The organism is Bacillus sp. BB081 (assembly GCF_008368895.1).
Taxonomy (GTDB): domain Bacteria; phylum Bacillota; class Bacilli; order Bacillales; family Bacillaceae_G; genus Bacillus_A; species Bacillus_A wiedmannii.
In genome coordinates, this window is record NZ_QOZX01000005.1 from 123300 (window position 1) to 136822 (window position 13523).

General features: G+C 35.2%; 7 protein-coding genes and 2 pseudogenes. 6 read left to right on the forward strand and 3 right to left on the reverse strand.

Annotated elements, in window-relative coordinates:
* Positions 1 to 98: 98 nt before the first annotated feature.
* The 4 genes from DN394_RS03635 to DN394_RS03650 all read left to right on the forward strand — a co-directional run bounded on the left by DN394_RS03635 (position 99) and on the right by DN394_RS03650 (position 8699).
* Positions 99 to 971, forward strand: a complete 873-nt coding sequence (locus tag DN394_RS03635) for a Cof-type HAD-IIB family hydrolase (RefSeq protein WP_097994511.1) — start codon at positions 99 to 101, stop codon at positions 969 to 971.
* Positions 972 to 1363: 392 nt separating this feature from the next.
* Positions 1364 to 5305: a SpaA isopeptide-forming pilin-related protein gene (locus DN394_RS03640; RefSeq protein ID WP_149293615.1), complete on the forward strand. Its 3942-nt coding sequence runs from the start codon at positions 1364 to 1366 to the stop codon at positions 5303 to 5305.
* A gap of 142 nt (positions 5306 to 5447) precedes the next feature.
* On the forward strand, positions 5448 to 6938 hold the full coding sequence (locus DN394_RS03645) for a coproporphyrinogen III oxidase (protein WP_002007015.1): 1491 nt from the start codon (positions 5448 to 5450) through the stop codon (positions 6936 to 6938).
* Between the two features lie 204 nt (positions 6939 to 7142).
* Positions 7143 to 8699: a fatty acid--CoA ligase gene (locus DN394_RS03650; protein WP_149293616.1), complete on the forward strand. Its 1557-nt coding sequence runs from the start codon at positions 7143 to 7145 to the stop codon at positions 8697 to 8699.
* Between the two features lie 590 nt (positions 8700 to 9289).
* Here DN394_RS03650 and DN394_RS03655 read toward each other — a convergent pair.
* Positions 9290 to 9487, reverse strand: a complete 198-nt coding sequence (locus DN394_RS03655; RefSeq protein ID WP_097994780.1) for a hypothetical protein — start codon at positions 9485 to 9487, stop codon at positions 9290 to 9292.
* A 492-nt stretch (positions 9488 to 9979) separates the two neighbouring features.
* A complete protein-coding gene (locus DN394_RS03660) occupies positions 9980 to 10450 on the reverse strand; it encodes a hypothetical protein (RefSeq protein ID WP_000955002.1) in 471 nt (156 codons plus the stop codon).
* Between the two features lie 187 nt (positions 10451 to 10637).
* On the opposite strand from DN394_RS03660, the gene DN394_RS03665 reads away from it, so the two are divergent.
* Positions 10638 to 12116 carry a SulP family inorganic anion transporter gene (locus DN394_RS03665; protein WP_149293617.1) on the forward strand — a complete coding sequence of 493 codons (1479 nt, stop codon included), beginning with the start codon at positions 10638 to 10640 and terminating at the stop codon, positions 12114 to 12116.
* Positions 12117 to 12313: 197 nt separating this feature from the next.
* Positions 12314 to 12676, forward strand: a pseudogene (locus DN394_RS03670) (hypothetical protein).
* Positions 12677 to 12818: 142 nt separating this feature from the next.
* Here the strand turns inward: DN394_RS03670 and DN394_RS03675 are convergent.
* Positions 12819 to 13376: pseudogene (locus DN394_RS03675) on the reverse strand (O-antigen ligase family protein); the annotation flags it as partial.
* Positions 13377 to 13523 lie beyond the last annotated feature (147 nt).

Consider the following 13523-nt stretch of genomic DNA (forward strand, 5'->3'; position numbering starts at 1 on the left):
TAAACCAAATTTTCAGTAGTAATTCTAACTCGTTCTATTTGCTACATTTATTTCATAAATTATGGATAGAGTACAACAGCGAAGAGGGGGAGTGCGACATGATTTATCGCTTACTAGCTCTTAACATAGATGGGACACTACTATACAACAACGGAAAAATTGCAAAAGGATTAAGAGAAACAATTGAATTTGTGAAAAGAAAAGACGTATACGTTACATTATTTACGAGCCGTAATTTTCAGTCTGCTCATAAAGTAGCAAAGGCATTAAAATTAGATTCTATATTAGTGACACACGGTGGTGCTTTCGTTTCAGCAACGTTAGATAAGCCGTACGTTCAAAAAAGATTATCTGAAGAGAAGACGTTTAACATCGTGCAAGTATTAGAGCACTTCGATTGTAACGTCCGCATTTCTCATGAACGGTTTTCAATCGGAAATCGTGAGAGAAATACACCAAACTTAATTGCGCGTACTGTATTATCGAGTGCAGATCCGTTATTTTATCCAGTTCAATTTGTAGACTCGTTAGGTGATGCGCTTCGTGATCATCCAGTAGCTGCTCCGAAAATTGATGTGATTTTCCAAAGTAAAGGTGAAAAAGAACGAGGGCTAAATACATTACGAAAAGCATTCCAAGATATAGAGTATGTTGAGTGTGATTCAAAACGAATAGAAATCTTGCCGCAAAATGTATCAAAATTACGCGGATTACAATTGCTTGGAGAGCATTTAAATATTTCGCTAAACGAAATGGTTGCGATTGGAGATAGTTTAGAAGATCTAGAAGTAATTGAAAATGTAGGGCTCGGGGTAGCGATGGGGAACTCGCCTGTAGAGTTAAAACAAGCAGCAGACTGGATTACACGTTCAAATAGTGAGAACGGTGTAGAGTATATGATTAAAGAACATTTCCGTAAGCAATTCCCGCTTCCGTTTTTGAAAAATCATAAAAATACACCGAAACGATAAAAGAAAAACGTAGCTTTTTGCTACGTTTTTCTTTTGGTTTTATCCTAAGGTTGAAAGCGTTTTACTCGAGTTAATTGTGTCTGAAATCTATACAATTCACTTGAATCCTTTAGAAAACTGTTGTAAAGTGGATGATGTTGCCAAAATAGTTACACCACATGAAATATTCTTCAGGTTAATTTTGTTGAGCTCTATATGCAAAAAATACTCCCGCATGATAGTTTCGTTTACGTATTATTTCAAAAATGAATTGTAGTAATTTTATTAAGCAGTTGTAGAGTTTCTTGTTTTTATTTAAATGGATGATTTTAGGTAATTGTGAGTAAGGTTGGGTACATAGGAAAGATGCTTTTTGTTTGGTTTTAGGAAGTTTAAAAGGGGGAATGAATTTCTTGAGGAAATCATTTAATCAAAAAATAAAAAAATTAAGTAGTAGTTTTATAGTTGTATTACTAGTATGTATGAATTTTTTAATCCATTTACCGTATAAAGCAGAAGCAGCTACAACAGAATTAAAAGGTTTAGGTGATGTATCTTATTACAATGCAATCATTTTTGGAGATCATAGTGCAACGAGTGCGGATATTGAGGGTGCGATGGCGGTTCAAAAAAATATGAATGCATCAAGTTATACAGTCGTAGCGGCTGCAACTGGAGCGAATAATTTAGCTGGAGCAACATGGGTAGAGGAAGGATATCCATCATTATTACTAGGTGGTCAGTTTACGAAAGCGGGAACAGGACAAGTAATTATTCAAGATGGAACAGTGGCGATGACAAAAGATGGTGATCCAGAAGGTGCAATGAAATCATCATATGACCGTATCTCGTATAAAGAGCAAGCGGAGATTGATGCTAAATTTAAAGAGTTTAGAAAAGACATTAATAGTGTAATTGAGGATGCGGGTCAATTACATACTGATAAACCAAAAGCGGGTATGACCTTTGGAATCGGTGAAGATGTAAAGAATCCTAATATTTACGTTTCTTCAGGATTAGAAGGGCAAGAACCATTCAATGTAAAGGATGTTTATCTTCCAAATGTAAATAACAAAGATTTTATTGTTATTCATTCAGATGCAGAAGAAGTTAATTTTGGTGGCGGTGCAATCCTGTATGATACAACAGATAAGGGCGGGTTCACATTAGTTAATACATCTCAAGCATATGACCCTAATTCCTTTTTTACTGAGTTAGCTAGTAAAGTCATTTGGGTGTTCCCTAATGCTAAAAAGATAACAACTAAAGGATATGGTGTAGTAGGAAGTGTATTTGCGCCTAATGCAGTTGTAGAGACAAAAGGTGGCTCTATTAACGGACAAGCTTTTGTTGGTGGATTACACCAAAGAGATGGATTTGAGGTTCACAATTTTAAATTTAACTGGCCAAAGTGGAAAAAGCCGGCAGCTGAAAAAGGAAATTTACAAATTAAAAAAGTTGATGAAAACGATGAAAATATTGTTTTAAAAGACGCAAAATTTGATGTTATAGACAAAGATAATAATGTTGTGGCTACTGTTACAACAAACGAAAAGGGTATTGCGGAAGTTAAAGATTTACCATTTGGTGATTATTTTGTAAAAGAAATTAGTGCACCAGAAGGATATATAAAAGTTGATACACCAGTAAAAGTAACAATTGATAATACAAACATAATTGAATTTGTTATGAAGAATACGAAAAAAGTAGAGAATGGTCAATTTAAATTATTGAAAAAAGATAGTGAATCTGGTCAACTTTTACCAGGTGCAAAATTTGATGTTATAGATAAAGATGGGAACGTTGTCGAAACAATTATTACAGATGGTAAAGGTGAAGCTTTATCAAAACAACTTCCAGTTGGAACATATACATTAAAGGAAATTGAAGCACCAAAAGGTTACGAACTATCATCTAGTTTAGTTCATGTTAATGTAGCTGCTAATAAAACAGTGACTGTAGATGTGTTGAATAAAAAAATTGTTGAAAAAGCTACAGGTCAATTTGAAATCGTAAAAGTGGATGCAGAAGATAAAGCGAAAGTATTATCAGATGCAGAATTTGAAGTGTACAAAGATGGTAAAAAAGTAGAGACGTTACGAACAGATAAAACTGGTAAAGTAATCTCTCAGAAATTAGAGCCAGGAACATACACATTAAAAGAAACGAAAGCACCGCAAGGATATACATTATTAAAAGAAGAAATTGAAATCGTTGTGGAAGCAAACAAAGTAATACAAGTACAGGTAGAAAACGCAAAAGAACTAGGAAGCTTACAAGTAATCAAAAAGGATACAGAGAGTGGAAAAGTTCTAGAAGGCGCAGAATTTAGACTGAAGAACGAAAATGGTCAAGTAGTTGGAGAAACGAAAACAACGAATAAAGACGGCGTTGTGAAATTCGAAAACTTAGTGCCAGGTAAGTATACGTTAGAAGAAACGAAAGCGCCAGAAGGCTACAAAGCAGTAGAAGTAACAGTCGAAGTAAACGTAGTAGCAAATGAAGTAGTAAAACAAGAAGTTATGAATGAAAAAGTAACAGGTCAATTTGAGATTGTAAAAGTAGATGCGAATGATAAAGCGAAAGTATTATCAGGTGCAGAATTTACAGTATATAAAGATGGTAAAAAGGTAGCGGAACTGAAAACAGATGAGAGTGGAAAAGTGATGTCACCAAAATTACCATTAGGTGAATATACAGTGAAAGAAACGAAAGCACCAGAAGGTTACAAGCTTTCAAATAAAGAATGGAAAGTAACAATACAAAACGAGAAAGAAGTAGTAAAAGTAGAGGCGGAAAACGAAAGAATCTTAGGTTCTCTACAAATTATTAAGACGGATGATAAAGATCAAGCGAAACGTTTAGCAGGCGCAGAATTTACATTGAAAGATCCGCAAGGGAATGTTGTAAAAGAAGGAATTACAACAGATAAGTCTGGAATTGTTAAAGTAGACGGACTAGTGCCTGGTGAATATACGTTAGAAGAAACAAAAGCGCCAGAAGGTTATGAGTTAACAAAACAAGTAATTCATGTAACGGTTGATGGTGAAAAAGTTATTGATGTAAAAGTAACGAACAGTAAGAGCCTTGGTCAATTTGAAATCGTAAAAGTGGATGCAGAAGATAAAACGAAAGTATTATCAGACGCAGAATTCGAAGTGTACAAAGATGGTAAAAAAGTAGAGACGTTACGAACAGATAAAACTGGTAAAGTAATCTCTCAGAAATTAGAGCCAGGAACATACACATTAAAAGAAACGAAAGCACCACAAGGATATACATTATTAAAAGAAGAAATTGAAGTCGTTGTGGAAGCAAACAAAGTAGTACAAGTACAAGTAGAGAACGCAAAAGAACTAGGAAGCTTACAAGTAATCAAAAAGGATGCAGAGAGTGGAAAAGTTCTAGAAGGTGCAGAATTTAAGCTGAAAAATGAAACTGGTCAAGTAGTTGGAGAGGCGAAAACAACGAATAAAGCCGGCATTGTGAAATTCGAAAACTTAGTGCCAGGTAAGTATACGTTAGAAGAAACGAAAGCACCAGAAGGCTACAAAGCAGTAGAAGTAACAGTAGAAGTAAACGTAGTAGCAAATGAAGTAGCGAAACGAGAAGTATTGAATGAAAAAGTGAAAGAAGAAATTACAGGTCAATTAGAAATTACAAAAGTAGATGCTAATGATACAGGTAAAACATTAGCTGGCGCAGTGTTTGAAATTTGGAAAGATGGAACAAAAATAGACACATTAACAACAAATAAGAATGGTAAAGCAATTTCTAAGAAGTTAGAACCTGGAGATTACATTTTAAAAGAAGTTCATGCACCAGAAGGATATAAATTATCTGATAAGGAAATTAAATTTAAGATTTCTAATGAAAAAGTAGAAGTTAAAAATCTTGAAATTACAAATGAAAAAGAACAAGAAATAGATCCAGAAAAACCAGGCGAAGAAACAGAAAAGCCAGGTGAAGAAACAGAGAAACCAGGTGAAGAAACAGAGAAACCAGGTGAAGAAACAGAAAAACCAGGTGAAGAAACAGAAAAACCAGGTGAAGAAACAGAAAAACCAGGTGAAGAAACAGGAACACCAGGTGAAGAAACAGAAAAGCCAGGTGAAGAGACAGAAAAACCAGGTGAAGAGACAGAAAAACCAGGTGAAGAAACAGAGAAGCCAGGTGAAGAAACAGAGAAGCCGGGTGAAGAAGTAGGGAAGCCTAACTTACCAGAAAAAGAGCAAGGCAGTTCCAATGATCAAAAACTTCCAGCTACAGGGCATAATACAAATTACCTTCCATTTATAGGTGTAATTCTTGTGTTATTAGGAATGCGTTTAAGATTTATGACTAAAAATAGCTAATAGATTTATAAAAGGCAGAAGAGAAATGTCATCTCTTCTGCCTTTAAGTTTTTAAATAGAAGAAATAAGGTAAAACCTTCTGTATTGACCTGCAAACGCCCTTCAAGTAAACTAAAGAGAGTTTGCAAATGAAAAGGTGATAATGTTGTTAATTTCAATTAAAACGCTACAAGATGATCGTTTTTTACGTCCGCTGCAAAATATTGGCGGCTTATTTTTTGAAGATAGTACGATTGGATTTGAACAAGAGGAAGCAAATCTTATTGTTGATATACACATTGAAGAGAATGTGAAAGCATCTGCTCGTTTAACAGATGTTGCTACTGGAAATGTGTATGAAGAAACTTTCGCAAAAGATTTATCTGCTTTCACAGATGAAAAAGAGCGTATGAAGCAAGTGAAGCACGTTGTTTCTTATGTATATCTTTCTGTTCTTCAGCAGTTAACTGGTCTTGAACAAAGTTGGGGCATTTTAACAGGAGTTCGTCCGACGAAACTCCTTCATAAAATGCTTCAAAGTGGTATGTCAAAAGAAGAAGCACACCAAGAACTTCGTGAAAGCTATTTAATTCATGAAGAGAAAATTGAACTTCTTCAGCGTATTGTTGACTGCCAATTAGCGGTAGTTCCGGATTTATACCGTTTGAAAGAGGAAGTAAGTATTTATATCGGTATTCCATTCTGCCCAACAAAATGTGCATATTGTACATTCCCGGCGTATGCAATTAACGGACGCCAAGGCTCTGTTGATTCATTCTTAGGTGGTTTACATTATGAAGTTCGTGAAATTGGTAAGTTTTTAAAAGAAAAAGGTGTAACAGTTACGACGATTTATTACGGCGGCGGTACACCGACAAGTATTACAGCAGAAGAGATGGATATGCTGTATGAAGAAATGTATGAAGCGTTCCCAGATGTGAAAAATGTGCGTGAAGTAACAGTTGAGGCAGGTCGCCCAGATACAATTACGCCAGCAAAACTAGAAGTGTTAAATAAATGGAACATTGACCGTATTAGTATTAATCCGCAGTCATACCATCAAGAGACATTAAAAGCAATTGGGCGTCATCATACTGTAGAAGAAACAATTGAGAAGTATCACTTAGCTCGTGAAATGGGAATGAACAATATTAATATGGACTTAATTATTGGTCTTCCTGGTGAAGGGTTAGATATTTTCAAGCACACGTTAGATGAAACAGAAAAGTTAATGCCAGAATCGTTAACAGTTCATACGTTATCATTCAAACGTGCTTCTGAAATGACGCAAAACAAACGTAAATATAAAGTAGCAGGTCGCGAAGAAATTACAGCGATGATGCATGAAGCAGAAGAGTGGACGCAAAAGCATAATTACGTACCATATTACCTATATCGTCAAAAAAATATTTTAGGTAACTTAGAGAACGTTGGTTATGCAATGCCGACGCAAGAAAGTATTTATAACATTGTTATTATGGAAGAAGTTCAATCGATTATCGGACTTGGTTGTGGTGCATCAAGTAAATTTGTTCATCCGAAGACAGGTGCAATTACGCACTTCGCAAATCCGAAAGATCCAAAATCATATAACGATGGCTTCGTAAAATATACAGAAGACAAACTGAAAATTTTAGAAGAGCTATTTGTATAAGAAGAAAGAGGTTGTTCCATTTGGAACAGCCTCTTTTTTATATTGTTGTGAGTAAGTTGCTATAATTTCATTTATCAAGAGACCACACTGTTTGTAAAACTATGTCGATAATAATCAGAAAAATTAGTCAAATCATTAGAGGACAATGTCTACTTATGGACGAAATGATAGATTTATGGAAGAGAAAAGGGGGAAATTGTTGGCATGTACATGACGATAGGGAGAATATTTGATTTAGCGGTTGGTAAGTATCCGAATAAAGAGGCGTTAGTAGAGCCGGAAAAAAATATTCGCTGGACGTATAAACAGTGGGATGAGCAAATAAATAAAACGGCGCAAGCTCTATTAGAAGAAGGGGTAAGAAAGGGAGATACTGTATCTGTTTACTTATATAACTGTCGTGAATTTGTAAACGTTTACTTAGCTTGTGCGAAAATTGGTGCGATCTTTAACCCGATTAATTTTCGCTTAAAAGCAAAAGAAGTATCTTATATTCTCCAGGACGCATCCTCCAAAGTCGTTGTCTTTGAAAAAGCAGTTGAATCAACTGTCGCTATCATTGAACGAGATTTTCCAAATTCGTCTTTTTGGTATGTAGAAGACGATACACCTTCTTATGCAAGTTCCTACCATGAAAAAGTGAATGCAGCATCTTCTGAGAAAATAGATATCGAAATTGATGAAATGGATTATTGTTCGATGCTGTATACGAGCGGTACGACAGGTCATCCGAAAGGCGTATTGCATCGTCATCGTGAAATGACTGAGCATAGCATGATTTGTACGTATTTCTTAAAATATAATAGAGATAGTGCCGGACTTGTTGTAGCACCTTTATATCATTGCGGCGAGTTAAATGCTGGAATCATTCCGCGCATTCAAGTTGGCGGAAAGAATGTTATTTTGCATCATTTTGATACGGATAGAGTATTACATACGATTCAAGAAGAGAAGATTACGACGTTTTTTGCAGCACCGACGATGTGGAATATGTTACTGCAAAAAGATTTAACACAGTACGATTTAACGTCGATGAAGATTGGTATATATGGTGGAGCGGCGATGGCGCCAGCATTAGTGAAGGAATGTAAAGAACGTCTTTATATTGATCTTGTACAAATATACGGAATGACAGAAATGGGGCCAGTTGTTGCATTTCTCGTAGAAGAAGATCAAATTACGAAAGCAGGTTCAGCGGGAACACCATGCTTTAGTCATGAAATTCGCATTGTAAAACCAAGCGATGATGCACCAGCAGAGCCAGATGATGTATTGCCTCCTTATGAAGTTGGGGAGATTATTTTGCGCGGCCCAACTATGATGGCTGGTTATCATAACCGAGAAGAAGCAAATGCAAAATCGATGTATAAAGGATGGTATCACTCTGGTGATTTAGGTTATTTCGATAAAGATGGCTATTTATTCGTCGCAGATCGTGTGGATGATATGGTAATTAGTGGAGGCGTTAATATTTATCCACGTGAGATTGAAGATTTCCTTCATAGTCATCCTGGTGTATTAGATGTTGCGGTGCTTGGTGAGCCAGATGAATTATGGGGAGAACGTGTTGTGGCTGTTGTTGTAAAGAAAGATGAAGCGATTACAGAAGAAGATTTAGAAGTATATTGTAAAGAAAGTGATGAATTAGCAGATTATAAACGTCCACGTCATTACTTATTTGTGGATGAACTGCCTCGTAATGCGAGTGGAAAATTACAGAAGTTTGTGCTTAGAGAGTCTTTGAAAGGTGCGAAAAAATAGAAAGTGTGGGATGCCTACGTGATTTTCGCCTGTTTGTCTGTAAGCGATTAAATAGACGAAGCAATATCTTTGCTCTTTTGTAGAGGTGGGGAATTAAGTGAAGGTCAATTGATCTTCACTTAATTCTCGTTTTTTCTTAATGAAGAGTGATTCGTGTATTTGAAGTAAGGTGAAAGAACAAAAGGGATGTAATGTATAAAAGAAAAGACACCCTAAGGTGCCTCTCTCCGACTTGAACCATTTTCATTTCATACGAATCTATCCGTATTACCCCTTTGTTATAAGTGTAAACACATACTATAAAACAGAATCGTCTATATACACTAGATTGTTAGTTCACAAAATATAAGAGATCTGAGATCAGTATCGGAGTAACGCCACATCCCCTATAATGATTGATATGTTACGCCTTTTAAAAGAATCTGCTTTATAGAAAGTGTCCACAAGTTATATTTTACTACATGTAATATTCATTTAGTTTATTTTTTGTGAATATGTATAATTACATAAACTTCATGAGAAAAAGAGAGTATACTTTGGTGTTTTGTAATAAAGATAAAGCCCGCCTACAAAAAAATAGAGGGCTTTTCTTACTTCTTATAGATATATATTCCAATTATATTATCAGATGAATCTAAACGAACATATACGTCATCTGACAAAAGGTGGGCATTATATATTCGTTGTTTATATGTTGATATCTCGAAGTGTTTTCCATTTGATTCACATTCCAAAATAATCATATCCCCATGTTCTTTCCAATTTACTAATCTAGCAGTTGTATTCATTTTTAATCCTCCTCTAAATCATTTTATGAAAATTACTAGAGATAGTGTGAGGAAGGAGTTTATATAGCCAAAAAAGAAACTTTAAGATGCTTTCTTTGATTGGAGAGATTGTAACATAGTAACTTTTTTGAAAAACAAATAATTTAGTTATATTAATAATAAGGTTAATTAATATAATGTATTAATCTAACAGAAGGGAGGAATAGCCATACAATTAGTTTGTTTTAAAATAGTAAGTGGTCAATATTTCTTATTTGTAGAAGGTATCCAGATTCCTGTACCAATTCCAGCGGCTGCTGCAGCTCTATTAATTGGTCTAGGAATAATTCCACTTTGTTCTTAATATAAGGAATTTTAGCTGTTCTATCTTTTAATTGAAAACCCCTCAAGCATATGAATGCTTGAGGGGTTTTTACTGTTATAAAAATCGTTGAATTAAATGGGGTTCGCAACATTGTTTGATGGTCATGTTGGGATGCCCATTTTCTACTTTTACTTACGTGAAAATCCTTCTTCATCAAGGTATTCCGCAGCTTCTGGGTAAGAGTTGAATGTACCGTCTAAGTTTACACCAGCGTACACGTTCCACATATCATCCTCTTGAATAAGAGTTAGGATGTGGCCGTCTTCGTTCTTCCATTCTTCTTCTGCAGCAGGTTCCATTGGTGTAACAATTTCTTCTGGCTCCTGTGATAGACGTTCAATTACTTTTTCAATTAATGAACGCAGTTCTTCTTCTGAAAACTCACGGATGTTAATCATGCCTTTATCATCTGTTTTATAACCTTTAATGAAGTTTGCATATACAAAGCCGTTTCCATTTGGGTGTAAGTGATAAACAACGTTCTTTTTATCTAAACGACTTTCTTCAAAGTGAAAGTTCACACGTTTTAATGATACGTTCTTTCTTTCTAATTCAGGGAAAGATTCAATAATCGATAATTTTTCTTCAAAAGTTAGCATAGTGCCTCCAAATATATAATAAAAGATTTAATTTATCTATTATAGCATAGTTATAATAGTTTCCAAAGATGCGGTGTGAGCTTACAATTGAATGCGTTTACGTCACGATACTGTAAAAAGTGGGCTAACGAATATATTCTTTTAGGTGTACAATGGAAAATGGACTTTATACGAAGGTGGTTATTATATGTTTCAAAAAATAGCAAAGGAATGTTTAGCAGGTTTTACTGTTGCGATTGTTGCGTTGCCACTTGCCATTGCATTTGGTATTGCTGCAACAGGAACGTCTGAGGGAGCACTAGTCGGATTGTATGGTGCGATTTTTGCAGGTTTATTTGCGGCTTTATTTGGCGGGACACCGGGGCAGGTTACCGGGCCAACTGGACCGATTACGGTAATTGCGACAGGGGTAATTGCGACGCACGGGTTAGAGGCGAGTTTTATAGCATTTATGATGGCGGGACTGTTTCAAATTTTATTCGGTGTATGTAAGCTTGGCTCTTACGTGCGATATATTCCGTATCCTGTCGTTTCAGGATTTATGAACGGAATCGCATTAATTATTATTTTAGGTGAAATAAAGCATGTGCAAAATAGTTTTCTACTCGTAGTATTAACGATTATTGTAATGATTGTTTCTGGAAAATGGATTAAAGCCATTCCATCTAGTTTAGTTGCATTAGTTGGTGTGACGGCTTTGCTTCCTTTATTTTCTTCTGCGTTAGAAGGGCTTACAGTGAAGTTGCCGATTATCGGAAACTTATCATTAAATAAGATGATTGAGAAGATTGGGACGATTCCAGAAGCGATGCCGACGCTTCATATTCCATCTTTAAGTGGAACAGGCATCGCAGAACTTATTTTACCAGCGCTTAGTATTGCTTTATTAGGATCGATTGACTCGTTGTTAACATCGGTCGTAATGGATAATGTGACGGGTACACGTCATAAAAGTAATAAAGAACTGGTCGGACAAGGTATCGGTAATATGATGAGCGGGTTGTTTGGCGGATTAGCAGGGGCAGGGGCGACTGTACGATCTATCGTTAATATAAGAAGCGGTGGTAAAACGGCGCTTTCAGCATCTATGCATAGTGTTATATTATTTATTTTCATTATGGGGCTTGGATCGGTCGTACAATACATTCCGCTTGCTGTATTATCAGGTATTTTAATTTTAACTGGTATTGGCATGTTTGATTGGGAAAGCATGAAGAAAATGCATGTAGCACCAAAAGGTGATGTCATTGTTATGCTTGTAACGATGGTTGTCACAGTGAAGTTTGATTTAATGATCGCTGTTGCATTCGGTATTATTCTTTCGTTCATTATATACATGGTGAAATGTAAAGAACGTAAAGCTTCTATTGTAAAAGAAAAGGAAGCGACGTATAAAATTAAAGGTCCACTTTCTTTCCTAACAGTGGATCGTGTTTTTCATACTTTACAAGACGTAAAGTCTCCAGTTGTTTTACGTATGAAAGATGTGCGCTATATGGATGTATCAGGAGCGATGGCATTGTTAAACTTTGTTGAGCAATCGGATAAAGTAGGTGCGAGTGTGACGCTAGAACAAGTGCCTGCTCATATTGAAAATACGTTAGTAACGATGGCGAGTAATGAGCAGAAAGATAAATTACAGTTTGTAAAAGCTGAGGCTATATAAAAAAACACCCTCGTATGAGAGTGTTTTTTTATTGTATTCAACATCTTTATATCACAATGTTTTGTGGTTATTGAAGTTTGTTAATCTTAGCATTATAGTAACATTCTAGATTAGGAACGTGATATTATAAAAATATATATGAATTTTGAGGATTCCTTTTTTCAGAAGGAAAAGCTTTAAGCTGGAGGGAATAATTGATGTACAAACAGTTACCACACGGAGTGAAAATTGGGATTGCACGCTCAATTGTTGTTTCTTTTGAGAAGTATATGAAAGATATTGAATGGAACGAAGAAAAGTTTGATATGTAACAATTTGTTGAACAGTGGAAATAGTATTTATACACAAAATCAACTTGGATCAATAAAGTAGATGATGAGTTGAAAGGACATCCAGATTTCCATCAAGCATTAGCAATGAAAGTAAATGGAAAAATTAAAGAATGTATGAATGAAAAACCGAGCGAAGAGCAATTAAAGAGAAATAAAGTGAAGCATGTATATGACATGTGCAAATTAGAAGCTGAATATTATATTGAACGTTTATTAGTAACGAAATAAATTTTACATAAAGAAAAATCCTGTCCAAAGAGGTGTGATGACCATCTTTTTGAACAGAATTTTTGTATGAAGAAGAAGTTGCTCTAGTTGAATCGTGTCTTTGCAACCGTTACGAATAAGAAGCGTTATATGTAAAACACCGTATTGCAAAAATGGAACTTAAATCATTTCCAGCAAAGAACCATCCTCTTGAACCGATCTTTGAGTTTGGATAGCTTTGGAAATCTGTACCAGTTGCCATAGCCGCGATGATTGAAATACTTAAAATTAACGTTGCATATAAGAAATACGTAATGATTTTATGAAATACATATTCGTTATTTTTTAATTCTTTTAGTGCGATAATATATCCAAACAGTAGTACAATTGGATATACACTTTTCAAAATAAATTTCACTTCTTCTCCAACTGAAACTGGAGATTTGACCATTAAATTATTTATAAGGCCGATTGCGAGTACGATGCCAAAGAGACATAAGTAGAGAATATACTTTTTTGCACCGTGTTGTTTATGATGAAGAAGTAGATAACCTAATGCAAGAAGCATAAAGGCGAAACGGACTACAATTCCGACGGTTGCGCTCATGTGTAATACATAAATTGAAAAAGATGTTAATAAATCTAAAATTGGTTGAAACACAATGAATAGCAGTAGGAAATGCGGGAAGTAGTTATCCATCTGTTTTAACTTAGTAACCATATGTGCCTCCATTTCTTCATTCCTTTATTTCAGCACTTCTATATATAATAGGAAGGAGAAGGAATTTCTATATTTGATTATTTATATCAAACTTAAGAATACACAATTTCATTGTAATGGTAAGTAGATGGAAAGTATGGATAAACC

Coding starts and splice junctions, on each gene's coding strand:
- DN394_RS03635 (WP_097994511.1), top strand. CDS start 99: ATGATTTATCGCTTACTAGCTCTTAACATAGATGGGACACTACTATAC.
- DN394_RS03655 (WP_097994780.1), bottom strand. CDS start 9,487: ATGAATACAACTGCTAGATTAGTAAATTGGAAAGAACATGGGGATATG.
- DN394_RS03650 (WP_149293616.1), top strand. CDS start 7,143: ATGTACATGACGATAGGGAGAATATTTGATTTAGCGGTTGGTAAGTAT.
- DN394_RS03665 (WP_149293617.1), top strand. CDS start 10,638: ATGTTTCAAAAAATAGCAAAGGAATGTTTAGCAGGTTTTACTGTTGCG.
- DN394_RS03645 (WP_002007015.1), top strand. CDS start 5,448: ATGTTGTTAATTTCAATTAAAACGCTACAAGATGATCGTTTTTTACGT.
- DN394_RS03660 (WP_000955002.1), bottom strand. CDS start 10,450: ATGCTAACTTTTGAAGAAAAATTATCGATTATTGAATCTTTCCCTGAA.